The 22661-nt window shown below is 42.4% G+C and carries 24 protein-coding genes and 1 pseudogene; 18 read left to right on the top strand and 7 right to left on the bottom strand.

The window, feature by feature from the left end; translation table 11 throughout:
- Window positions 1–69: 69 nt before the first annotated feature.
- Window positions 70–1605, top strand: coding sequence for a YifB family Mg chelatase-like AAA ATPase (locus K7R10_RS02175; protein WP_224483046.1), 1536 nt, complete (start codon window positions 70–72; stop codon window positions 1603–1605).
- A 492-nt stretch (window positions 1606–2097) separates the two neighbouring features.
- Here K7R10_RS02175 and K7R10_RS02170 read toward each other — a convergent pair whose 3' ends face one another.
- Window positions 2098–2457 carry a winged helix-turn-helix transcriptional regulator gene (locus K7R10_RS02170; RefSeq protein WP_224483045.1) on the bottom strand — a complete coding sequence of 120 codons (360 nt, stop codon included), beginning with the start codon at window positions 2455–2457 and terminating at the stop codon, window positions 2098–2100.
- Between the two features lie 106 nt (window positions 2458–2563).
- On the opposite strand from K7R10_RS02170, the gene K7R10_RS02165 reads away from it, so the two are divergent.
- The 4 genes and pseudogenes from K7R10_RS02165 to K7R10_RS02150 form a co-directional block, all read left to right on the top strand.
- The gene (locus tag K7R10_RS02165; RefSeq protein ID WP_224483044.1) at window positions 2564–3154 is read left to right on the top strand and encodes an NAD(P)H-dependent oxidoreductase; all 591 of its coding nucleotides are present in this window, start codon (window positions 2564–2566) and stop codon (window positions 3152–3154) included.
- Between the two features lie 2 nt (window positions 3155–3156).
- On the top strand, window positions 3157–3675 hold the full coding sequence (locus tag K7R10_RS02160) for a peroxiredoxin-like family protein (protein ID WP_224483043.1): 519 nt from the start codon (window positions 3157–3159) through the stop codon (window positions 3673–3675).
- Between the two features lie 13 nt (window positions 3676–3688).
- On the top strand, window positions 3689–4123 hold the full coding sequence (locus tag K7R10_RS02155; protein WP_224483042.1) for a hotdog fold thioesterase: 435 nt from the start codon (window positions 3689–3691) through the stop codon (window positions 4121–4123).
- Between the two features lie 11 nt (window positions 4124–4134).
- Window positions 4135–4272 (top strand): annotated as a pseudogene (locus tag K7R10_RS02150) (magnesium chelatase subunit ChlI family protein); the annotation flags it as partial.
- Between the two features lie 259 nt (window positions 4273–4531).
- On the opposite strand, the gene K7R10_RS02145 reads toward K7R10_RS02150, so the two are convergent.
- The 3 genes from K7R10_RS02145 to K7R10_RS02135 form a co-directional block, all read right to left on the bottom strand.
- Complete coding sequence (locus K7R10_RS02145; protein ID WP_224483041.1) at window positions 4532–4933, bottom strand: hypothetical protein; 402 nt, start codon at window positions 4931–4933, stop codon at window positions 4532–4534.
- 442 nt (window positions 4934–5375) lie between these two features.
- Window positions 5376–5759 carry a hypothetical protein gene (locus tag K7R10_RS02140; RefSeq protein ID WP_224483040.1) on the bottom strand — a complete coding sequence of 128 codons (384 nt, stop codon included), beginning with the start codon at window positions 5757–5759 and terminating at the stop codon, window positions 5376–5378.
- A gap of 330 nt (window positions 5760–6089) precedes the next feature.
- Complete coding sequence (locus K7R10_RS02135) at window positions 6090–7271, bottom strand: MFS transporter (RefSeq protein WP_224483039.1); 1182 nt, start codon at window positions 7269–7271, stop codon at window positions 6090–6092.
- A gap of 598 nt (window positions 7272–7869) precedes the next feature.
- On the opposite strand from K7R10_RS02135, the gene K7R10_RS02130 reads away from it, so the two are divergent.
- From K7R10_RS02130 to K7R10_RS02110, 5 genes are read left to right on the top strand one after another with little or no spacing between them, the layout of a single operon-like run.
- Window positions 7870–8961 (top strand): DUF2891 domain-containing protein, encoded by a 1092-nt coding sequence (locus tag K7R10_RS02130; RefSeq protein ID WP_224483038.1) that lies wholly within the window; start codon window positions 7870–7872, stop codon window positions 8959–8961.
- On the top strand, window positions 8958–10163 hold the full coding sequence (locus K7R10_RS02125; RefSeq protein ID WP_224483037.1) for an Nramp family divalent metal transporter: 1206 nt from the start codon (window positions 8958–8960) through the stop codon (window positions 10161–10163). Before K7R10_RS02130 ends, K7R10_RS02125 begins: the two co-directional genes overlap by 4 nt.
- Window positions 10157–10891: a 5-oxoprolinase subunit PxpA gene (pxpA, locus tag K7R10_RS02120; protein WP_224483036.1), complete on the top strand. Its 735-nt coding sequence runs from the start codon at window positions 10157–10159 to the stop codon at window positions 10889–10891. Before K7R10_RS02125 ends, pxpA begins: the two co-directional genes overlap by 7 nt.
- Entirely contained in the window at window positions 10884–11609 is a 726-nt protein-coding gene (gene pxpB / locus K7R10_RS02115; protein ID WP_224483035.1) for a 5-oxoprolinase subunit PxpB, read from the top strand. Before pxpA ends, pxpB begins: the two co-directional genes overlap by 8 nt.
- Window positions 11602–12438 carry a 5-oxoprolinase subunit C family protein gene (locus K7R10_RS02110; protein ID WP_224483034.1) on the top strand — a complete coding sequence of 279 codons (837 nt, stop codon included), beginning with the start codon at window positions 11602–11604 and terminating at the stop codon, window positions 12436–12438. The genes pxpB and K7R10_RS02110 overlap by 8 nt, the downstream gene beginning before the upstream one ends.
- Before the next feature lie 58 nt (window positions 12439–12496).
- Here K7R10_RS02110 and K7R10_RS02105 read toward each other — a convergent pair whose 3' ends face one another.
- The gene (locus K7R10_RS02105; protein WP_224483033.1) at window positions 12497–13087 is read right to left on the bottom strand and encodes a hypothetical protein; all 591 of its coding nucleotides are present in this window, start codon (window positions 13085–13087) and stop codon (window positions 12497–12499) included.
- 354 nt (window positions 13088–13441) lie between these two features.
- Between K7R10_RS02105 and K7R10_RS02100 the strand changes: the two genes are divergently transcribed.
- The 7 genes from K7R10_RS02100 (at window position 13442) to K7R10_RS02070 (ending at window position 18949) form a co-directional block, all read left to right on the top strand.
- Window positions 13442–13816: a hypothetical protein gene (locus K7R10_RS02100; RefSeq protein WP_224483032.1), complete on the top strand. Its 375-nt coding sequence runs from the start codon at window positions 13442–13444 to the stop codon at window positions 13814–13816.
- Between the two features lie 2 nt (window positions 13817–13818).
- Window positions 13819–14538 (top strand): hypothetical protein, encoded by a 720-nt coding sequence (locus K7R10_RS02095; RefSeq protein ID WP_224483031.1) that lies wholly within the window; start codon window positions 13819–13821, stop codon window positions 14536–14538.
- Window positions 14539–14676: 138 nt separating this feature from the next.
- Window positions 14677–15411, top strand: coding sequence for a hypothetical protein (locus K7R10_RS02090; protein WP_224483030.1), 735 nt, complete (start codon window positions 14677–14679; stop codon window positions 15409–15411).
- 89 nt (window positions 15412–15500) lie between these two features.
- Window positions 15501–15920 (top strand): hypothetical protein, encoded by a 420-nt coding sequence (locus K7R10_RS02085; RefSeq protein WP_224483029.1) that lies wholly within the window; start codon window positions 15501–15503, stop codon window positions 15918–15920.
- 106 nt (window positions 15921–16026) lie between these two features.
- Window positions 16027–16638 carry a hypothetical protein gene (locus K7R10_RS02080; protein WP_224483028.1) on the top strand — a complete coding sequence of 204 codons (612 nt, stop codon included), beginning with the start codon at window positions 16027–16029 and terminating at the stop codon, window positions 16636–16638.
- An 828-nt stretch (window positions 16639–17466) separates the two neighbouring features.
- Window positions 17467–18339: a sensor histidine kinase gene (locus K7R10_RS02075; RefSeq protein ID WP_224483027.1), complete on the top strand. Its 873-nt coding sequence runs from the start codon at window positions 17467–17469 to the stop codon at window positions 18337–18339.
- Window positions 18311–18949, top strand: a complete 639-nt coding sequence (locus K7R10_RS02070; RefSeq protein WP_224483026.1) for a response regulator transcription factor — start codon at window positions 18311–18313, stop codon at window positions 18947–18949. The genes K7R10_RS02075 and K7R10_RS02070 overlap by 29 nt, the downstream gene beginning before the upstream one ends.
- Here K7R10_RS02070 and K7R10_RS02065 read toward each other — a convergent pair.
- A complete protein-coding gene (locus tag K7R10_RS02065; RefSeq protein ID WP_224483025.1) occupies window positions 18946–19674 on the bottom strand; it encodes a nitroreductase family protein in 729 nt (242 codons plus the stop codon). The genes K7R10_RS02070 and K7R10_RS02065 overlap by 4 nt on opposite strands.
- A 3-nt stretch (window positions 19675–19677) precedes the next feature.
- A complete protein-coding gene (locus K7R10_RS02060; protein WP_224483024.1) occupies window positions 19678–21069 on the bottom strand; it encodes an aldehyde dehydrogenase in 1392 nt (463 codons plus the stop codon).
- Window positions 21070–21252: 183 nt separating this feature from the next.
- On the opposite strand from K7R10_RS02060, the gene K7R10_RS02055 reads away from it, so the two are divergent.
- Window positions 21253–22569 (top strand): serine hydrolase domain-containing protein, encoded by a 1317-nt coding sequence (locus tag K7R10_RS02055; RefSeq protein ID WP_224483023.1) that lies wholly within the window; start codon window positions 21253–21255, stop codon window positions 22567–22569.
- Window positions 22570–22661: the final 92 nt, after the last annotated feature.

Here is a 22661-nt window from a genome sequence, read left to right as displayed (position 1 = left end):
GCTTTTTTTATGAATAAGACAGCTTAAATATAGATTATTTTCTATAAATTTAGTGTTTATAAAGTAATCATGCTGTCAAAAGTATACGGAAGTGCCATTTTCGGCATCGAGGCCACCACTATCACCATAGAGGTGAATGTAGACCAGGGGGTGGGGTATCACCTGGTAGGTTTACCTGACAATACCATCAAGGAAAGCAATTATCGCATAGCAGCTGCTTTGCAGAACAACGGTTTCAGGGTGCCCGTAAAAAAGATCACTATCAATATGGCTCCTGCTGATCTGCGGAAGGAGGGTTCAGCCTATGACTTGCCAATAGCCATTGGAATTTTGGTGGCTACGGGACAGATCAAAGCAGAGAAGCTTTCTGATTATGTAATCATGGGAGAACTTTCGCTTGACGGCGAACTTCAGCCTATTAAGGGCGCCCTGCCGATCGCTATTAAGGCCCGGGAAGAGGGTTTTAAGGGATTAATGCTACCGATGCAAAATGCAGAGGAAGCTGCGGTTGTTGACCGCCTGGAGGTATACGGCATTAGGAACATCACCGAGGTGATAGAATTCTTCAATGCAGGAGAACCGGTAGCCCCGGTGAAGGTTGATACCCGCGCTGAGTTTTACCGCAGCCTGGAATTCCCGGAGTATGATTTTTCAGATGTTCGCGGACAGGAAGGGATCAAACGTTGCCTGGAGATCGCAGCCGCCGGCGGTCATAACATTATTCTTATCGGTCCGCCGGGTTCGGGTAAGACCATGCTGGCCAAACGTTTGCCATCCATACTTCCGCCTATGAGCCTGTACGAAGCCTTTGAGACCACCAAAATACATTCCGTGGCGGGAAGAACAGGGGAGAAGGGATTGATGACCCAGCGCCCGTTCAGAAATCCGCACCATACAATTTCAGATGTCGCTCTCGTTGGCGGGGGCAGTTATCCGCAACCCGGGGAGATCTCCATGGCGCATAATGGGGTTTTGTTTCTGGATGAATTACCCGAATTCAAGAGGAGTGTACTTGAAGTCATGCGTCAGCCTCTGGAAGACCGGGAGGTGACCATTTCCAGGGCGAGGTTCACCATCACCTATCCTTCGAGTTTTATGCTGGTTGCCAGTATGAATCCGAGTCCGAACGGGTTTTTCAATGATGACAATGCGCCGGTTAAGAGCAGCCAGGCAGAGATGCATCGCTATATGGGAAAGATCTCGGGTCCGTTACTCGATCGTATCGACATCCATATCGAAGTGACACCCGTACCTTTCGAAAAACTGTCTGATGACCGGAAAGGAGAGCCCAGCAGGGAGATACGTAAAAGAGTGACCAAAGCCAGGGAATTACAGGCACAGCGTTTCAGCAGCTTTGAGAACATACATTATAATGCCCAGATGGGAACCCGGCAGATCAGGGAGTTTTGTCCGCTCGATCCGGCTGCCATGACCCTCCTGAAAACCGCCATGGACCGACTGAATCTGTCGGCCAGGGCCTATGATCGGATCTTAAAAGTATCGCGAACGATCGCTGATCTTGAAGGAGTGGCAGCCATTAACGGGAACCATATCGCGGAAGCCATTCAGTATCGTAGCCTGGATAGAGAGGGGTGGCTGGGGTGAATAATGATAAATGTTAAATGTTAAATGGTAAATGATGAATGATAAATGGGGGTTTGTAAATAAATCAGGTATAGGGTGACCATAAATGATGAATGGTGGATTGTAGATTATGAAGGTCTGAGAACTTGAGTAATTGATATAATGCAACAACACTATAAATTTATCAACCAGATAGATTTGGATTTTTACCAGAACCTACATTCGTTATTAATGTTCCTTGGTCTCCAACTCGCCTTGGATCGCACTGTAATGTTCAGAAAAAATGTTTCTCTCAATTTCAAAACGATTACTATGGCTGTACCGTCGTTCATCGAATTCTCCAGATAGCTTCAAGAAAGATGGGTTCTGCCTTGAATCTTTTTTGATCATAGAGTTTTCGTCGGTCTGGCCTTTCTCCCAGGTATTCTTTAGATGGTAGTGAAAGTGTTTGTGGGGGAGCAAGCTCAATCAACTTTATTTTCTTGAATTTGGTTACTTCCGAGATCCCTTGGCCTAGAGATCGACTATACGGCATTCTTCAAATTCAATTTCCGGAAAGTTGTTTTCTGCCCATTGACTCAATTCTTTTAATACCGGTAGCAAGCCCTTCGCTTTCTCAGAAAGTGAATACTCTACCCTGGGGGGTATTTCAGCATAAGATTTTCGGATGATAAGTTCATCGTTTTCAAGTTCCTTTAACTGCGTGGTAAGTACTTTTTTGGAAATGGTGGGGACCAAAGCATTCAGTTTTCCGAATCGCATAGGACCGTTTGATAAGAGGTAAATAATTATGGGTTTCCATTTATTTCCTATAATGTTCATGGTATGAACAAGGGTACAGGCATTCGGATTATCAATATACTTTCTTGACATAGGTTACTTCAGGGTTACCACTTTATATAAGATGAAAAGCCAATTAGTTTCAAAAAGAAACTATTATTTGTTTCTTTGCGATACAAATGTAAATAATTAAAAGTAAATGAAAAACGTATTTATAATAAACGGTCATCAGAAATATCCCTTTTCTGAGGGAAGACTCAATGGAACTTTTACCGCCAAAGCAAAAGAATTCTTTGAATCTAACGACTTTAAGGTAAAGTTGACCACCATGGAGGATGATTACGATGTTCAGGAGGAAGTTGATAAATTCAAATGGGCTGATCTGATCTTCTTTCAGACCCCTATTAACTGGATGGGAGTGAGCTGGTCGTTTAAAAAATACATCGATGAAGTCTTTTCATTAGGTATGATGGGTCAAATGTCAGACGGAGATGGCAGATCTGAAAAAGACCCCAAAAAGAATTACGGTCTAGGCGGAAAACTGAAAGGTAATTATATGATGTCTGTTACGGCAAATGCCCCTAAAGAAGCATTTAACGATAAGAATGAGAGTTTTTTTAACGGATTGAGTGAAGATGAGCTTTTACGGCCCATGCATTTGAATTTTAAGTGGTTTGGATTTGAACCCCTACCGACTTTTATGGCCTACGATGTTATGAAGAATCCCGAGGTGGAGATGGATTTTAAGCGATTCCATGATCACTTATATGAAAATTTTAAAAACGTATAACGATGAGCAGACCCATTCCAAAACAAAAGGCCCCTGAACTGAGCTTTAATACTTTGGAAGGTGAGTTGTGGAGTCTGAAAGATCAGGCTCCGCAAAACTTTACCCTGGTAGTTTTTTACAGAGGCCTTCATTGTCCGATATGTAAAAGCTACCTCCAGCAGCTGGAAGAACTTATACCTGATTTCAGGGAAAAAGGAGTGGATGCAGTGGCTGTTAGCATGGACAGTGAAAAGAGAGCCCGCTTATCTCGTCAAAAATGGGATCTTAAGAAGTTAAAACTGGGGTATGGTCTGGATCAGGAAGCAGCAAAATCATGGGGGTTATATCTTAGTGAGGCGATAAAAGATGAAGAACCGGATCTGTTCAGTGAACCGGGATTGTTCCTGATTGATGATTCTAACAAGGTGTATTATGTTGCTATTAACAGTAACCCATGGGGCAGACCACATCTTCCTTCATTTTTGAAAGCGGTAGATTATATTAATTCTTCGGGATATCCGGCCAGGGGAGAACATAACTGATCGGAAAGGCAGTATGGAAGCAAAGGAAAAATCTTCATTTATCAGGATAGCTGAAGAAAAGATACCTGTTCACAAATTTCTCGGACTAAAGGTACTAAGCGTTGAAAAGGGCTATGTACGTGTTTCGGTTCCTTTCAGAACAGAGCTAGTCGGGGATATACGTCGCAACAGATGGCATGGTGGTATAATAGCAACGGTTATGGATTCAGTTGGAGGAATGATCGGAACTACATTCTTTACTTCAATGAAAGACAGTTTGTCTACCATAGATCTCAGAGTTGATTATCTAAAGGGAGCAGATGCTTCTTCCCTGATCGTTGAAGGAGACCTGGTCAGGTTGGGTAATCGAATTATGGTTATTAGGATGAGAGCTTTACAAGAAGGGGAACTGGTGGCTGAGGGCAAGGGAGTGTACAATTTTATCAAAAGCTCCCGCTCATCTCAATAAATAGAAGGTAGTCGTTCAGGGCCTATGATCGGATCTTAAAAGTATCGAGAACGATCGCTGATCTTGAAGGAGTGGCAGCCATTAACGGGAACCATATCGCTGAAGCCATTCAGTATTGTAGCCTGGATAGAGAAGGGTGGCTGGGGTGAATAATGATAAATGGTAAATGGTAAATGGTAAATGATGAATGATTATTAAAGTGTTGATGAAAACAAAGTCAGTTTGTAAGCCTTTTTTATGTAATACATCCCATCACATTATGGATGATCGGACACTCCTGAAATTCGATTTCAGGTAGAATTAGATAGCCAATGGTTTCTTATTTAAATGTCATTAATTGTGGATGGATTTTTTAAAGGGTGAGGATTTTATAAGAAGTGAAAGGGTGGATAGGAAATAGATCAGAATCTATTGAATCTTTCGGTTATAAAGAATATAGCCATAAAGTGATATTGCAAGCAAACCGGGAAGCACAGAAAAAAATGCATTTACAAAAAGATTTTCTTTAATCAATTCCATTGGCAGTCTATTATAAATCAAAATTCCGAACATGAAGACAGATAAAATCAACATGACAAAGACAACCGTCTTATTTCCTATCAGTTGGGAAAGCCTGTCTTCCCTCTGACCCTTTTCGTTATGTGATTTGCTGTAAAAATGCCAGATGATACCAAAAATCACCAGGGTCATCAAAATATTATTTAGCTGGCTAAGGTCATTATTTAAAAAAATATCCGGAATAAACAGAATCAATTGGATCAGTAGCAGGGCCAACAGTATTAATAGGAACCATTTCATGAATTTTGACATATCTTTTTGATTTATTTAGATCTCAAGATATAGGAAAAAATCTATTCAAGAATGTTTAAACAATAAAGAAGCGGAACCGGATAGGATAATGCAGCATAGGAAATGGGCATTGAATTGTTGAAAATAAAGGGTGAGATTTAAAATTACTTTTTATTCAAAATTCAGTGAACGCGGGAATAATTTATATTTTCTACCACACTACCACACTACCACACTACCACACTACCACACTACCACACTACCACACTACCTCACTACCTCACTACCTCACTACCTCACTCAAATGGGCCCGACAGCCGGGGAGTCCGTATAGGCTCGGGAGTCCTTCTTACTGAAAACCAGGTCGGACTTTCTCCCCTGTTGCTGCCGAAACCAGTTTTAAAGCCTTGTTTTTGCCAAATCAATTAATGGGCTCTAAAACGCATCACAAGTAAATTCCGGTTTAGGAAGTCGTTATATTGTTTGCCACCTTTAATGCTTCTGCCGGTTCATCATCGGTTAGCAAAAGGGGTGTGTTTTCATGTTTTTCAAGTACTGAGAGTTGCCTGGAAACAGAAATGAAGCTTCTGATAAAATTGATTCCTTTCTCAGTGATATACATACCGCCATAGGTTGCATAATTGTTTTGTTCCAAATACTGGATGGCATCGTAGTAGGTTTCGGTCTGAAATTCATCTCCCATTAACAGCTTGATCTGATTGTACATGTTAAACGGATTGCAAAATGCGGTGGGAGTAGCGCATCCTTTTGTTTCTGCAAATAATTTCACCATGATAAGTTGGGCATACAGTTCTCTGGTCTGTGCATTATTCAATACCTGATTCATCGTGTTTTAGCAGTTAGTTTTGTTGATATAAAAATAACAATGATTTAACCTGTTAATTACCTGAAAAGCAAATAGTTATAAACAATGTTATCGAATCAGAAAATTCTGATAATAAATCGATGTATTATGGAAAAACGATAGATTAAAAGTTGATTTTATGGTTAAATGACCGGAAATGGACTTAAAATTGAATTCAGGATTTTTGAGTTATCAACAGCTTAATTATTTGATAGCATGTTGTTTAGGTTATTAAGAAGGGAGTTATGAACATTTGTTGATAAGCGTAAGTAAGAAAAGTATTGTCGGTGGTAGGTGTTTTCTGAATTTCATTTAGCTCTTTCTCTCCGTTACTTTAAACAGCCGCCATAACCCGAAAACGGGGCCCGGAAGCAGAAAACACATCAGATAAGACCGGTCGACCAGGGGAGTGAGATAACCCAGTAACTGAATGCTGATAATGGTCAGGCTGAATCCGATACAATTCACCAGAGTGAGTGCTGTACCCTTGATATCCGGTTCAGCATTTTTAGCTACCAATGTTGAAAATAACGGAGAGTCGGTGATCACCGCCATTCCCCATATCAGCATAAAACCCAGAAAAAAATACGGCGAAGCCGTTTGCACGAATAAAGGGGAAGCCAGGCAGCAAAGCCCTGAGACCAATAATGCGGCGCCGGCAATGCGTTGTAATCCAAAGCGCTCAGAAAGGTATCCTCCTGCCACACATCCGAGCGAACCGATGGCGATTATAGCAAAAGACCAGGCAGAGACAGGTAATTCGGTCTCGAACATATTGTTTCTTACCTCAAGCATGACAGGTACAAAAGCCCAAAATGCATACAGTTCCCACATATGTCCGAAATAGCCAAAGGCCGCAGCCCTGAAAGGTTTTTTCGAAAATACCCGGGTAAATGCACTCCACTCGAACCGCAACCTCTTACGCATGTACGGACCGTCAGCCACAAAGATCAGGATCAGGAACCCACCACAGAGAGCCAGGAAGGAAGTAGTATACACCACCCATTGCCAGGGTAGCTGATTTCCGCCCGTGACCCACCTGATCAGGTGAGGAAAAGCCGTTCCCAGGACAAGAGCCCCAACCAGATATCCCAAAGAGCGGCCTAATCCGGTATCAAAATGATCTGCCGCGATCTTCATTCCTACAGGATACACCCCTGCCAGCGTGAAGCCTACCATAATTCGCCAGCTTAAAAGGCTGAATAAGGTATTGGATGGTAATAGTGTGAGCAGGTTAAAAAGGGCGCCAGACAAGGCACAAAAGAAAAATACTTTTGAAGGTGAAAAGCGATCTGCGATCGTGAGTATTGCAAAAAGGAGCGTACCGGTAATAAAACCCAACTGTACCGCACTGGTCAGATAGGCAAGCGTATGATCACCAAGATCAAAATTAATGACCAGTTCGTTGATAATCGCATTGCCGGCAAACCAGAGAGATGTACAAAGAAATTGCGACAGAACAATAAGGGGCAGCACATTTTTGGTCGGGTTCATGGGGTCTTATTTAAAAACTTGTACTAAAGTAAGGGAAATTTCAGGTATGAGAGGTGGATAGGTAAGTAGGTAAGTAGGTAAGTAGGTAAGTGGGTAAGTAGGTAAGTAGGTAAGTGGGTAAGGAGGTAAGGGGGTATGGGGGTATTGGGTTACGGGTTACGGGTTAAGGGTTACGGGTTAAGGGTTACGGGTTAAGGGTTACGGGTTAAGGGTTACGGGTTACGGGTTACGGGTTAAGGGTTAAGGGTTAAGAGTTAAGGGTTAAGAGTTACGGGTTTCATAAGTATAATAGCTGAAGCTTTAAAGCTGTAATGCAGTGGGGAGATAAATATTATCGGATTTTTAATAAACCGAGAACCGAGAACCGAGAACCGAGAACCGAGAACTGGGAACTGGGAACCGAAAACCGAAAACCGTAAACCGGGAAAGGTGAACGGAGAACCAACAACCAACAACCAACAACTAATAACTAATAACTAATAACTAATAACCACTAACCACTAACCACTAACCACTAACCACTAACCACTATTCATGTATCATAGCTCAAAATATTTTAGTAGTTTCATCCCAAAAGCACCAACGTAATCCTTGAATTTTGAAAAAGATCTTACTGCTCTTCTGTTTTATGGTAATTTCCCATGGTTGTGAAAGGTCAAATAACAAGTCGGTTTCGGTACCCACTGAAAGTCCGGAATTAGACCTGGAACAAGCCGATCGTTTGGCTTCCCTGCCGTTAGCCTGCATCGACGTGGTATATCCGAATAAACTGGGCCAGACCCTTAGCGATTCGACTCAGTTACTGCCGCCCGATATGCTTCATCCTGCCTTCTACGGTTGTTTTGACTGGCATTCCTCGGTACACGGACATTGGTCTCTGGTAAAACTCCTGAAGTCATTTCCTGAGCTGAGAGATAAAGAACAGATCATGGAAAGCTTAAGATCGCATCTTACAGCCGGTAATATCGCTGCCGAAGTCGCCTATTTCAACAGAGAAGAAAACCGATCTTATGAGCGAACATATGGTTGGGCCTGGCTGTTAAAACTGCAGGAGGAACTAAGAACATGGGATGATCCATTAGCAAAAGAACTGGCTTCTAACCTTCAACCACTTGCAGACCGTGTAGTTGAAGGGTATAAAACCTTCTTACCAAAACTCGTATATCCGGTTCGTGTCGGGGAACACAGCAATACGGCCTTCGGAATGTCTTTTGCCTACGATTATGCAGTCGTTAGCGGTGATGAAGAATTGATGACAATGATTCGCGATAAGGCTGTTTCCTTTTATGAAAATGATCAGAATTGCCCGATAAGCTGGGAACCGGGAGGCTTCGATTTTTTATCTCCCTGCCTTCAGGAGGCAGATATCATGAGGAGGGTTCTTGATGCCAGGGCATTTGAAAAGTGGCTGAACCGATTTCTTCCCCAGCTTTCAGATCCTGACTTCGAATTGACGCCTGCACGTGTCAGCGATCGCAGTGACGGGAAGCTTGTACATCTTGACGGACTCAACTTCAGCAGGGCCTGGTGCCTGAATGGCATAGCCAATACCCTGGCTGGTTTTGAGCACCTGGAAAGTGCAGCGAACGAACATATCACCTATTCCCTGAACGGGATCACAGACGGGAATTATGAAGGCACACACTGGCTGGGCAGTTTTGCCCTGCTGGCATTAAAAAGTACAGAATGATAAATCGCTGGTTAGAAAAAATCGGACCCGGAACCCTGGTTGCAGCTGCTTTTATCGGTCCGGGAACGGTAACGGTTTGTACCATAGCAGGGGTTTCCTTTGGTTACAGCCTTCTGTGGGCTCTGGTACTATCTGTTTTTATGACCTATATATTGCAGGAGATGGCCAGTCGTATAGGCCTGGTTACTCAGAAGGGTCTGGCCGGAGTCATCCGGGATAATCTTCCCGGTGTTATTTGGAAGAGGATCATATTAATACTGATCTTTTCTGCTATCGTCATCGGAAATACAGCTTACGAAGCGGGTAATATCAGTGGAGCATCTCTTGGAATGCAGGCTGTTTTCGGCTCCGTATACAGTGAATATTATCCGTTGATACTGGGAGCAATGGCTTTTATTTTGCTCTTCTCGGGTAGTTATAAAACAATGGAAAGAAGCCTGGTATTTCTGGTACTGGTCATGAGTGTTTCCTTTCTGCTCACTGCGGTTATTACGCAACCAGCCATTATGCCCCTGCTTAAAGGCCTTTTCGTTCCGGAAGTGAATGATGAGAATTTATTTACTATCATCGCCCTGGTTGGAACCACGGTGGTACCCTATAACCTTTTTTTACATGCCTCCCTGGTAAACCAGCGATGGAAAGATTCGTCTTTTCTCAAGATCAGTCGTACAGATACCCTGGTCTCAGTGGTACTGGGCGGGTTGGTGTCTCTGAGTATTGTCATAGCAGCCGCCGCCATTAAAGCAGACAGGGTAGAATCGGTCATGGAATTGATATCGGGCCTGGAACCTCTTTACGGAGACATGGCGCGGTATTTTATGGGAATCGGGTTGTTCGCGGCAGGAATAACCTCTGCTGTGACTGCCCCGCTTGCGGCGGCCTATGTGGCGCGCAATTGTTTTAACTTTTCCGGTGATATGACCTCTCTGCCTTTCAGGATAACCTGGATCTCAGTACTCGTTTTCGGAGTAGGTGTACAGAGTTTAAATCTCAATCCGATCGCGTTAATACAGTTTGCCCAGGTAGCCAATGGACTGTTGTTACCTGTCATAGCAGTTCTCCTGCTTTGGCTGGTGAATAAAAAGTCTGTTTTGGGAACCTACAGCAATACCAGCTTACAAAATATACTTACCTTTATAATTATATGCCTGACGCTTTTCTTAGGTATTAGAGGGATATTGAGAGCTTTTAATATATGGTAAACACTGATGTTAAGATTAATTGTGATGTAGGGGAAGGAGTCGATAATGAAGCTTCGCTCTTACCGTTGATCGATTACTGCAGTATTGCCTGCGGAGGGCATGCCGGCGACATAGAAACCATGCAGCGGGTATTGACGATTGCTGAAGAAAGTGAGGTGAAGGTAGGGGCTCACCCTTCGTATCCTGATAAAGAGAATTTCGGACGAAAAACGATGACCATATCCTCTGAAGCTTTGATCGAAAGTATCAGGAATCAACTGGAAACATTTGACCGGGCTCTGGGTCAAAGCGACAAACCTTTAACACACATTAAACTGCACGGGGCTTTATACAACGATGCTGTAGTGTCGAGGCGAATCGCCGATACAGTCTGGAAGGCCCTGGAGTTGAACTACAAAAATATTCCCCTGATGCTGCCCTTCAGGTCAGAACTTGGCAAAATAGCCCGTGAGAACCGGCATCCATGTATTTATGAGGCCTTTGGTGACCGCAACTACAATGCTGACCTTACATTGGTGAATCGAAGTTCGCCAAATGCTCTTATTCATGATGAGGAAGAAGTTTATCAGCACATTTTACGAATGGCAACCGAACGAAGGGTGAAAACGGTAGAAGGAGAACTCGTTCCTCTTCAGGCCGAAACCTGGTGCATACATTCAGATACAGAAAATGCTGTTACCATAGTGGGTTATATCAGAAATAAACTTAAAAACACCAGGCTTGGATAAATTTAAACTTGAATATAAGAGTTTTGGAGACCATGCATTATTAATACAATGGCCGAGGCTTGTTGATGAATCCATACTTACCGATATCATCAGCTTTAATGAGTTGATAAAGCAGCAGCTTGATGTTCAGGAAACCGTTCCGGCTTACAATTCTTTGTTGTTGATTTTTGATACAGAAACGGTACTTGCCAAAATGATTAAGGAAGTCAACAATCTTTATAAGGGGCATTATAAAAGCGATCCTGTCGAACGCAAGCGTTGGCAGATCCCTGTTTGTTATGATACAGAGTTCGGTATCGACCTGGAAGACTTTGCCTTTCAAAAGAAACTTTCGGTAGAAGATGTCATAAAACTCCATACAGAACCGGTATATACCATTTACGCCATCGGCTTTCTTCCCGGCTTCATGTATCTGGGCGGGCTTAACAAGACTTTACATCATCCGCGCAGGAAAGAACCACGTCTTAAGATCCCGAGAGGTTCGGTGGGGATTGGCGGAGAACAAACAGGGGTATACCCTCAGGAATCTCCCGGAGGATGGAACATCATCGGGAACTCGCCCATCAGAATATTTAATCCTGAGAATCAGCCTCCATGCGGAGTGAATGTCGGAGATCAGGTGCAGTTCTATTCGATCGATAAGCCTACACACGAGTTATTCACTATACAAGTGGAAAGCGGAATTTTTCAACTGAAAACCCTGGAATTAAATGATTAAAGTATTGGAACCCGGACTGTTTTCCACCATTCAGGATCTTGGAAGAAAGGGATACAGAGACAAAGGTGTGCCTCTTAGTGGTGCCATGGACAGTCATTCTGCCGCCCTGGCTAATACCTTAGTGGGAAATCCGGAGGGGGCAGCAGTAATGGAGACCACCATGACCGGCCCGAAGTTGCAGTTCGACGGCGAAACGGTTTTCGCTATTACCGGGGGAAGCGGTAGTCTCATGCTAAATGGGGAGGAGATACAGCCCGTGCGTGCCTATAAAGCGAAAAGAGGAGACATCCTGGATATGGGAAGGTCGAATAACGGCTTAAGAGCTTATCTTGCCGTTAGAAAGGGGTTCAGGACCGTGGAGGTTTTAGGAAGCAGATCATGGTATGTTCCTCTTACTCCATCGTCTCATCTTAAGAAAGGCGATATCTTGCCTGTTGAAGTATACTCAGGCGAATTACCAAAATCTCGCAGGGTTCCCAAGCCGGTGGATTTTTCAAAAAAACGCCTGAAGGCCTGTAAGGGACCCGAATTTACATTGTTGTCGACTCAGCAGCAACGGCAGTTGAAGACGGGAATTTTCACGGTAGCAAAAGAAAATAACCGGATGGCCTGTCAGCTTAACGAAAATCTGCTTCCCCATGAGATGAGTATTCTCACATCAGCCACATTACCTGGAACGGTTCAACTCACTCCGGCCGGTAAAATGATCATACTTATGCGGGATGCTCAGACTACAGGGGGTTATCCGCGAATTTTACAGCTTGAGGAAGAAGCTATTTGTCTGCTGGCACAAAAACATACAGGAGAAGAGATCATGTTCTCATTCTAAAATAAAAAACCCGACCTGCAAAAGGTTCGGGTTTTTATCCTGCATCAAATTAATAAAACTAGATTTCCTGTGTATGATTTTTTTCGCTTCTGGTTCTTGTTTTATGAAATTCGCTGGCCAGTATCTCCAGGGCATCGTTTTCAGAAATCACCTGTAAAATAGGCAGCGCGCGTTGCTTGTAAGGATCTTTATAAATGAAGTGTCTCCATAAGGCATGTATAAATTCAGAAAAGTCGAGTCCGTTATTCCATTTGGCATCACCTCTTTCATTCGCTTCAATTAGTAATTCTCTAATGGTCTGATGAATTTCTTCAAGGCTTTTTTCAATTGGTTTCATAACGTCTTCAAGTGTTTTGGTAACCGGCGTAATCAAAGCCAGCGCAGCTTCCAGCTGTTGTTTTTTTCTCGGTATTCGTCGGTCAATGGCGATACGGGAAGATAACAGGTTCGCTCTGTATTTAGCGATGTCGTTGAATTGAACAAATCTGTTTCTTCTCAATACATCTTCCAGCTTTTGAAGCCAGGCATACATTTCATCGCTGGCCGACAGGTCGTCGTTTTCGATCAGGGCCTGAATCTTGCTAACTGCCCCCTGTTTCTGATTGCTGAGCAGTTTGTAGATGTGCAGGTAGGAAGTCGTTCGGTTCATATGCTTTTTGAGTTATCATTGATTGCTTTCTCTCAAATAAAGATAAATTCAGGAATGCATAGAAAATAAAACGTTTACAGGTAAAAATTAACGACCAGAGGAATTGGATTTAGTTGATTATTAATCAGTTATTTAAAGTTTATAATACGAATCGGTTAAAATTTCCTGTAAAGATAATGTTAAGTTGTTATTTGTTGATAGTCAGATAGTTGTATTGGTGCATTCATGTGGGAAGCAGAGCTTTGATTTAATGCTTTGGTGTAAGATAAAACGACACTATTGATTCAGCTTTTCCAGGTTTTTCTGGTAATATTTTTAGTATATTCGGCGCTACCAACCAAAAAAATTATAATCATGTCAAAACCCGCAAAATGTATTTCAAAGGCCCGGGCCGCTGAAGAACAAAACAATTTCGTTAACGACAACCGGTTCAGAGCGCTATTCAAGAATAAGGTAAGAGAGTTCTGGTGGTCGCTGGAAGAGATCGAAGAATATATTGCCTACCTCAGGAAAGAAGCAGGTACACAGGGCTATGATAATCTCGGTCTCCGGTTCTATTTGGGTAAATCTTCAGCAGATACCGGAAAAGATGATGTCACGTTGTTTATCACGGGAACAGGTCAGCCGAACACTGAATTACAGGGTCAGCCCAGCCGTGAAGATGATAACCTGACCAGTATCGATGCTTATAATGTGACCGGAACCGGTGTACCGCCCAAAGATTATTGATCGTGGAGTTTAAAATATGGTCACGTATAATCGTGGTCACCCTTATATTGATTACAGCTCTTGCAGGTACCATTACCTACAGGTATTATGCTAATACCAAAGACAGGCCATTGCTTATATTAGTATGGGTGCCGGTGCTCGTCGAGTTGATCAATTATAACGCGGTGTTCAACTACTATTATGCGGACCATTATTTTTTCCAGGGAATGCGAATGGTTATGCCCGAATGGTTCTATGTGAATAATTTCTGGATCACCAATTTATATTTCAACTTCCTTGCTCTTTTCTTCCTGTACTATTTCTACCGTTATTTAAACTCGATCGTGATAAAAAAGGTTTTTAAGGCTATTGGAGCTATACTGGTCTGTATATTCATATATAATTATATGACTACCGACACCTTTAATGATGAGCATCAGGCCTTGAGCCTGATCGCCGGAAACCTGCTCATACTCTTTACCGTAATCAGTTTTTTATTCGATTACTTTCTCTTTGAACAACAGGGGGGGCTGGTTAAGTTACCGGTGTTCTGGGTGGCTATCGGCGCTTTATTCTTCTTTGTTGGGAATACGCCTAATCTGTTATTGATCAACGTGTTGGGGAGTATGGATTTTACCTATTCATTTTTTTTATTTGTTTTCAACATTCTTTGGTACTCCAGTCTACTGGTATGTTTTTACCTACTGGCATTTCGAACGGATAAAAAACTAAGTGTTTCTTAGATATTCATTGATGATCAGTGAGATATGATTAGCAGATTACAGGAATGGAAGATTTGTTGATATCGTTTACCGACAAATTTTGTAATTTCAAGTACGCAAATTATGCGCGATAGTTTCTAATAACCGGGATAAACCAATATGAACTGGGATCAATTACTTCGGGATTCTATTAAGGGGATGGAGGTCATTTGTCTGTTCTTTGCCATAAAGAACTATGGCTACTTTAAAGATACCCCAAACCGCTACTTGCTTCATTTGCTGGTATTCATCATTTTCGTTGAGGCCTTTGCGCTCCTGCCGGTTTTGAATTATTTCTACCCTGAAAACATACTTATAAATTCTATTCCTGAAGACGTACCTGGGTGGGTTTACCTGGAAAATCAGTGGCTTTACAATATCTATGGTCTGGTATTCTCTTGTTTCTTTATATGGTATTTCAAAAAGTTTACCCTGCATTCCGGATTCAGAAAGGTCCAGCACCTCTTGTTTTATTCCGTAATTGTCATTAGCCTGTATGGATTCACGCGGGTTGAAGATTTTTTTAACTACCAATTTCCGATCAATCTGAATTTAATTACCCAGACCATTGGTATTTTGATCGCGGTGTTATTGTACTTGTATTCCCTGATCCTGAACGATTCAATGAATGCGTCGATCAATCGGATGCCTATGATTGTGGCTGTCGGTTTATTACTAAACAAGAGCCTGTTTTCAGTTTTACAGATCCTCTTGGGAACCTATGACAAGCTGATGGATGTGTATGTAATAGGATTGTTTCTGTGGAACCTGTTTTTATACGGAAGCCTGACCTTGGCTTTTATCGTGGCTAAAAAGAGTCCCCAAAAAAATATGCACGCAGCTGAAAGCGCCTGAGCCCCGGGCCATGAAGATTTAGCAGTTATTCCCCATTTACCAGGTAGTTTGTAGCCTGAAGATCAGAGTATAACCAAAAATCAAATAAAATGGCACTAATTTCATTAGAGGAAGCAGAAGAGCAAGTAAAAAATTACCGGGGGCAAAAAAATTCGATCAATAAAAAACATTGTGATGAATTCTGGTTTTCCATAGAAGACGTAAGAAAGTTTTTAAAGCAGATCGATGATGATCCTAATCCCAATGTCAAAGGCATTCGATTCTTTCTTGGAAAGAATTCTCCATCTGGTTTGCCGGATCAGGCTGCAGCTGTAGCCGGAAAGCCTGATAATTGCCTGGTAGGGGTGATCGTTCATGACGATCCTTCGATTGAAGAGGAAGAGGAGGAAGAGCAGGAAGAAGGGGGGCGCCCGATCAAACAGAAACCGGTCATTTTACTTCAGACCATTACCCAGTATCAGGCGCTGAATGAATCCAGTTCAGGCTGGCCTCCAAAATCGTTCAGATAATTATTTAAGGGTTGGTTTTCAAAAGATTGGGGTAAAAACAGGGCTTTTTCCCCTAATCTCAGGTGTTATTTTGTCATAATTTTAACATGTATAAAACCAACCAGTTATGAAAACTTTACCAATAAGAATCCTGTTTAGTGCATTTTTAGTGCTGTGTCTCACCTCATGTAATTCATGCAATCAACAGCCAAAAGAGGCCAAAACCGAGGCAGAGGAGCCACAGGCAGTATTTCCGGACAAATATCAACAAGATAACGCTTTTTTAAAGGTAGATACCACAGATACGGGTATGGTTTCCCGGCCGGGAAATGTCATAGACTACGACGAAATGGTTGAGAAGCAAATAGCATTTGCAGAAAAGTTTCAACCGATTTTAGAGAAGAATGGAATGTTTTCTGATCAAACCCATGTGACCATACCTGTTGGTCAATTTAAAAAATATTTAGCCTACGTGGAACAGGAATTTGCTAAAGAAGGGTTCAGATTTGACGATAACTCAGAGATGGCCATTTTCTTTGGTATCAACCCTCCACAGGGAGAATATAAACAGGAAACCCTGACTGTTTTTATCTTTCCGAAGGAAGATGAATTCTTTAAAAAAGCAGAAGCTGCAGGAGGTATGCAGGAGGGTAGCATATTCAACCTTACCATAAAACCATTTTACAGCTCAGCCGGGGTATTAAACAGGGGCGGAGTGGGAACCGGAAATACCAGATAAAATAATACTCTATGCTATTAGGTTGTGATTGAAACCATTTCAGATATACGTTTATTTAGTGAGATCGTTGCAGCTCTTACCGCGACTGTCACCTGGAAATACTATAAACACTTACCAGGTAAATACTTTCTATTTCTCCTTTGGTTTGTAGTGTTTCTTGAACTTTTTGGGGAAATCAGATCCTTGCACCACTTAAATCCCAATCACGATTTTATCATATGGTTACAAAAATTTATACCGAAAAGCATGTTGGCGGGGAATGTATGGCTGTATCATTCCTATGATATCATTATATATAATGTTTACATGCTCTATTTCTATCGCTTATTCGAAGTAAAATTTAATAAATACCTTGTATTAGCTTTTTTTCCAATCCTATGGGGAGCGTGTATATACAATTTGATAAAATTAGATGCCGCGCTGATGGACGAGCTGATGGTGTTTTATCCTATTTTGGGTTCCTTATTGATCTTTATTTGCTGTTGTCTTTATTTTTATGAAGTGATCAATACAGATAAATTCTACTTTTTCAAGTACTCACTGGATCTGTGGATAATTATAGGCACGTTGACTTTTCATTTGTTATATACCCCGATCATTATTTTTCAAACTATATTAGGCTTAGAACATCCTGTCTTCCAATTCATTTTGCAATTCTCTAATATTCTTTATTACGGATGCTTCATATTAGGCTTTATCATTAATGCTAAATACGGTGAAAAAGTTGAACGTGAAAGAAGCAGATTGAGAACAGTCAGTAGGGCTAAAGCGATACGACAGAAAATGTGAAAATGTTTATTTAACTTAGAGCAGCCATTGCCTTAAGCTATGAACCTATCGTTATTGAATATCCTATTTCTTTTACAGGAGAGTGAACCTGATGCCGTTTCAGACGGACAGGAGGAGATCGTGAGTCTGATCATTTATGTGAGTTTGCTGATTATCATCATCATTGTTTTTCTGATCACCTTCTTTTTAGCCTATCACAAGAGAAAGACCCAACTCCTTATTGAAAAGGCAGAGCAACAACGGTTCTACGAGGAGGAGATTTCCAAAACCCAAACCGAAATACAGGAACAGACCATGAAGAACGTTTCATGGGAACTTCACGATAATATCGGGCAACTACTGTCTGTGGCACGTATGCAGCTCAACATGCTTCAGCGAAATATTCCTGAAGACAATATGCATGTCTTTAAAGATGCTTCCGAAACACTCGGACAAAGCTTGCAGGAGGTTCGTCAGTTATCTCATATGCTCAACACAGACTTTGTCTCGAAAATGGGTTTACAGGAATCGGTTGAAAGGGAATTGGCACGTTTTAAAAGACTTCAGTTGCTCAATATTGATTATCAGGTAAAGGGTGATCCCCGTAAGCTGGAAGACAAAGACGAGCTGGTAATCTTTCGCATTCTCCAGGAATTTTTCTCAAATACAGTGAAATATGCCGATGCAGATACCCTGAGGCTGGTGCTGAACTATACCGATGAGGCTTTGGATATTCTTGTAGCAGATGATGGCCACGGTTTCGATATGGACGAGGAAGGTAAAGGGCTGGGCCTTATGAATATGAAAAAGAGAGCAGCCCTGATCGGGGCAGATTTATCGATGAAGGCTTCGAAAAATAAAGGTGTTTCCCTATCTTTAAAGTATCTATTCAAACCAGCCGACAATGAAAAAGTCTATAGCGATAGTCGATGATCATCGTCTTTTTGCGCAATCTCTTGAGAAACTGATTCTTTCATTCGACAAGTGGGACGTGATCTTTCATGCTACTAACGGCAGAATTTTTCTTGATAAATACGAGACACTTAATCAGCCACCTGACGTAGTGCTAATGGATATCAATATGCCCGTGATGGACGGGATCGATACCATGGGGCATTTAAAGAAAAACTTTCCTGAACAGAAAGTATTGGCCCTTTCTGTTGACGACAGTGAAGAAACCATTATCAAGATGTTGCGGCAGGGAGCCCGGGGATATTTGTTGAAAGACATTCATCCCGATGAATTCGAAAAAGCCATCTCAGATGTACTTGAAAAGGGTTTTTATTATTCTGATATGATCACTGATTCCCTTTTAGACAGTCTGGATAAGAAGCCACAGAATGAGATTGAGCTGAAGGAAAGGGAGCTGGAGTTTCTCAAGTGGGCCTGCACAGAACATACCTACAAAGAAATAGCCGAAAAGATGTTTCTTTCCCCCAAAACCATCGACGGTTACCGGGAGACTCTATTTCATAAACTGGACGTCAGAAGCAGGATCGGCTTGGTACTATACGCTATGAAGCATCACATCATCGAAGTTTAGATTCGGGTATAGGTTTCTGAAAAAGGAACCCTGAACTGCGGACCATAAATTCCATTCTCGGCTCTGATGCCGCAACCGATTATCATGTTGATCTCTGCTCCTCGGGGCAATCGAAGTATTCGTTTTACCCGCAGGGTATCACTGCCTTCCATGGGGCAGGTATCATAACCGATTGCAGCCATACTGATCATAAAATTCTGGGCGGCCAGTCCGGCACTTTTATGAGCCACAATACGCAGATCACTCTTTCTTACCTGTCTGTATACCGGCCTGAAAAGACCGATGAACCAAAACACCAGATATTTAATCCATCCCAGGATACCTAAAAAGTCGGTATAGATGGTTGGAATCAGTTTCCGGTAATAGTTTAATGCGAATTTTTCCCTGCGCGAGTAATCCTCTTCTTTTTTGTCTCCATAGACCGACTTGAGGAAAGCTATGTTTTGCTTGGCCCTTTTACGATAAAGATCCTTTCGTGCCACTACCACAACCAGTTGCCGGGCAGTTTTGGCCGCATTCTGGCCAAGACAAGCATGTGTCAATTCTTCCAGGGTTTCTTCATCCGTGATATGGTAAAATTCCCAGAGCTGCAGATTGCTGCTCGTAGGAGCGAGTATTGCGTTTTCGATACATGACCTGACCTTTTCGGCATCGATGGGTTGATTATCGTCAAATACGCGTACCGATCGCCGGTAGGCGATTGCTTCAGAAACGGTTTTTTCCATATACTAGAGTAGTTTTTTTATGTAGCGGGCGAGACCAAGCTTTGAATTGTAAGGAGCATACCTGATGGGTATATCGATCCATGTACCTCTTTTTACCACCGATTTTTTATGGCTGAAGATGTCAAAGCTTTTCTTTCCGTGATAGGCCCCTATACCACTGTTTCCGACACCTCCGAAGGGCAGGCGCTTGTTTATTATGTGTACAACCGTGTCATTGATCGCTCCTCCTCCAAAGCTGTATTTGCGCATTAAATGTTTTGACCGGTTACCATCTGAAGAAAAGACATAAAGCGATAAAGGCCTGTCGTACGAACCTATGATAGTGTCCAGGTCTTTCTCGTCATTATAAGACAGTACCGGCAAAATAGGACCAAATATTTCATCTTCCATGACCTTACTGCTCAATTCCGGTTCGTCTAACACCGTCGGAGCGATATAGCAGTCAGAAGCATCTGTTTGTCCGCCCACCGCAATCACCTGATCTTCCAGAAGAGCGTTGAGTCGGTTGAAATGTTTTTGATTTACTATACGGGGGTAGTCTGGGGAAATTTGGGGATCATCGCCGTATGCGTTGGTGATCTCCTTCTCAACGGCTTTGATAAAATCGTATTTGATTTCAGGCTTTATCAGGATGTAATCGGGAGCGATACAGGTTTGCCCGCCGTTAAGAAACTTTCCCCAAACAATTCGTTTTGCCGCCAGGTCTGTTTTTGCAGTCTCATCGATAATACAAGGGTTCTTCCCGCCCAGTTCCAGGGTAACAGGAGTCAGATGTTCAGCTGCAGCCTTATATACGATCTTACCAACCGCAACACTACCCGTAAAGAAAATATAGTCCCATTGAAGATCCAGTAATTCCTGGGCCGTATCTGCATCGCCTTCCACAACGGCTACATGTTCCTTTTTAAAACAAGCGCTGACCACCTCCCTGATTATAGCCGAGGTGTTCGGAGTTAATTCAGAAGGTTTCAGCACCACGGTGTTGCCGGCTGCCACGGCTCCTATCAGGGGAGCGATAGCGAGATTGAAAGGGTAATTCCAGGGAGCTATGATCAGTGTCTTTCCATAAGGCTCGCTATAAATACGGTCTTTTGAAGGGAAGTTAGCGAGGGATGAACGCACTTTTTCGGGTTTCATCCAGCTCGATAAATTGCTGATAGCATGTTCGATTTCCGCTAGTGTGAACTGCGTTTCACTTAGCAATGACTCAAATGTTGATTTCCTGAAATCATCATACACAGCCTTGCATATTTCGTCTTCCCGCTTTACAATCTCATCTCTGAGCTTTTTCAGGCTTTCCTTCCGAATATGATAGGGAAGGGTATGACCACCTTTAAAATATTCCTGCTGAGCAGTTCTGATCTTTTGCAGGTCTTCCTTAACCAGGGTTTCCACGTTTTGGTGTTTTTAAATTATGTATCGTCTAATCAAAGTTTCAAATTAGAAATTAAAATTAGATTTAAGCAGTATAACTTAATAAAATAATTGGTCAAATTTTAATTCCGTCTTTCGATCACAATACTGGATTTTAACCTGAAGAAAAACAAGAATGGTCCATTAATTCGTAAATTCATTCCTATGGAAAAATCAGCCGCTGTTTTTTTGGCCCTCTGTTACTTGGTTATTATGCCTGTTCTGGCACAGGAAAAAAACTCCCTTGAGTCTTCTGCCCGTGCTGTTGAAAAGCTAATGGACGAAAAGGGGCAGCCCAGTGTGGAAAAATTTATTGACGGGTATATGGTATTGAATAAAGACCGCGATTCTGTTATAAAAAGCATTGAAGGGATCAGGGAAGAACTGGCAGGTATTCGCGAGGGTATCGGCATCGAGGCTGATGAAACAGGAGCGATCCTTTCCTTTAGTAATTCAGATGTTGAAAAAAGGCTGCGTATCGTATATGATGTTGAAGCCGGTCGGGTAAGAGCACTCGTCTTACTACCGGAAATGGAAACCCTTCATTTGAGTGCTGATGATCCCGGGGCCATACTGGATTATTTGAACGCAAATGAGATGTCCGGACATATTTACTTGAAGTATCAGGGAAATATCTTGCTTAGAAAACCCTTTGGAATGGCCAACGAAGCATTGGATTTGAAGAACCAGGAGCAAACCATTTTTGCCATCGGCTCCAGACCTATAGATTTTACGGTAGCGGCGATTCTTCTGTTAGATCAGCAAGGGACCCTGTCGCTGGACGATCGGCTGGAGGAACATTTAAAAAATGTACCCGCAGACAAACAGAACATCACCCTGAAACAGCTGATGACCGGTGAATCAGGTCTTCCTGATTTCTTTCATACAGATGAAGACAGCGATCCCGATTTGCAATGGATAAGCAGAGAGGAAGCTATTGAACGACTAATGAATATCAGTCTGATATTCGAACCGGGAAGTGATCACGCCCATTCACATGCTGCTTTTGGATTACTGGCTGCGATAGTGGAGTTGAACAGCGGTAAATCGTATATGCAGTTTCTGGAAGAAAATTTCTTTCAGCCGGCAGGAATGACGCGAACCGGGGAATACGGAGACAGAAAGAATTTTGCGATCAGGGACTTTGCCGTTGGAGGAGGACCTCAACTGATCGGTCTGCCCAATATTCCTCCTAACTGGGGGCCCACTTCCTGGCTGATCAAGGGTAGCGGAGGTATGTATTCAACGCTTGACGATTTATTAAAATTCTACGAATTCATCAGGGAAGGCAGGGTGCTGAACGATGAGCACCAAAAGTATTTTAAAGGTCCCTCTGTCAACCTCGATGGATCTGTTCGGGGATTTGAACTTTTCAGTATTTATCTGCCCTCAGGAAATGAAGTTTATCTCTTCCTGAACCGACCGGGAGATCAGGAAGTACGAAGAAGATTGTTCCGTGGGCTTGAATCGATGATGAATTAGGGTGGTTTCTTTCTTAAACACATAACTATCAGTGTTTACCATAATTTCTTCAAAATTGAACATCCAATATGATTAGATGTAATTAACTGTAA

The sequence above is a fragment of the Robertkochia aurantiaca genome (assembly GCF_020166495.1).
GTDB lineage: Bacteria > Bacteroidota > Bacteroidia > Flavobacteriales > Flavobacteriaceae > Robertkochia > Robertkochia aurantiaca.
This window is presented reverse-complemented; position numbering and strand designations above follow the sequence as displayed.

What these genes read in the sequence shown, in the direction of transcription:
- K7R10_RS02155 (WP_224483042.1), top strand. Translation starts at nt 3,689, where the DNA reads ATGGAAGCAAAGGAAAAATCTTCATTTATCAGGATAGCTGAAGAAAAG.
- K7R10_RS02075 (WP_224483027.1), top strand. Translation starts at nt 17,467, where the DNA reads ATGAACCTATCGTTATTGAATATCCTATTTCTTTTACAGGAGAGTGAA.
- K7R10_RS02165 (WP_224483044.1), top strand. Translation starts at nt 2,564, where the DNA reads ATGAAAAACGTATTTATAATAAACGGTCATCAGAAATATCCCTTTTCT.
- K7R10_RS02135 (WP_224483039.1), bottom strand. Translation starts at nt 7,271, where the DNA reads ATGAACCCGACCAAAAATGTGCTGCCCCTTATTGTTCTGTCGCAATTT.
- K7R10_RS02055 (WP_224483023.1), top strand. Translation starts at nt 21,253, where the DNA reads ATGGAAAAATCAGCCGCTGTTTTTTTGGCCCTCTGTTACTTGGTTATT.
- K7R10_RS02175 (WP_224483046.1), top strand. Translation starts at nt 70, where the DNA reads ATGCTGTCAAAAGTATACGGAAGTGCCATTTTCGGCATCGAGGCCACC.
- K7R10_RS02170 (WP_224483045.1), bottom strand. Translation starts at nt 2,457, where the DNA reads ATGTCAAGAAAGTATATTGATAATCCGAATGCCTGTACCCTTGTTCAT.
- K7R10_RS02160 (WP_224483043.1), top strand. Translation starts at nt 3,157, where the DNA reads ATGAGCAGACCCATTCCAAAACAAAAGGCCCCTGAACTGAGCTTTAAT.
- K7R10_RS02105 (WP_224483033.1), bottom strand. Translation starts at nt 13,087, where the DNA reads ATGAACCGAACGACTTCCTACCTGCACATCTACAAACTGCTCAGCAAT.
- K7R10_RS02145 (WP_224483041.1), bottom strand. Translation starts at nt 4,933, where the DNA reads ATGTCAAAATTCATGAAATGGTTCCTATTAATACTGTTGGCCCTGCTA.
- pxpA (WP_224483036.1), top strand. Translation starts at nt 10,157, where the DNA reads ATGGTAAACACTGATGTTAAGATTAATTGTGATGTAGGGGAAGGAGTC.
- K7R10_RS02065 (WP_224483025.1), bottom strand. Translation starts at nt 19,674, where the DNA reads ATGGAAAAAACCGTTTCTGAAGCAATCGCCTACCGGCGATCGGTACGC.
- K7R10_RS02080 (WP_224483028.1), top strand. Translation starts at nt 16,027, where the DNA reads ATGAAAACTTTACCAATAAGAATCCTGTTTAGTGCATTTTTAGTGCTG.
- K7R10_RS02110 (WP_224483034.1), top strand. Translation starts at nt 11,602, where the DNA reads ATGATTAAAGTATTGGAACCCGGACTGTTTTCCACCATTCAGGATCTT.
- K7R10_RS02100 (WP_224483032.1), top strand. Translation starts at nt 13,442, where the DNA reads ATGTCAAAACCCGCAAAATGTATTTCAAAGGCCCGGGCCGCTGAAGAA.
- K7R10_RS02070 (WP_224483026.1), top strand. Translation starts at nt 18,311, where the DNA reads ATGAAAAAGTCTATAGCGATAGTCGATGATCATCGTCTTTTTGCGCAA.
- K7R10_RS02140 (WP_224483040.1), bottom strand. Translation starts at nt 5,759, where the DNA reads ATGAATCAGGTATTGAATAATGCACAGACCAGAGAACTGTATGCCCAA.
- K7R10_RS02085 (WP_224483029.1), top strand. Translation starts at nt 15,501, where the DNA reads ATGGCACTAATTTCATTAGAGGAAGCAGAAGAGCAAGTAAAAAATTAC.
- K7R10_RS02125 (WP_224483037.1), top strand. Translation starts at nt 8,958, where the DNA reads ATGATAAATCGCTGGTTAGAAAAAATCGGACCCGGAACCCTGGTTGCA.
- K7R10_RS02090 (WP_224483030.1), top strand. Translation starts at nt 14,677, where the DNA reads ATGAACTGGGATCAATTACTTCGGGATTCTATTAAGGGGATGGAGGTC.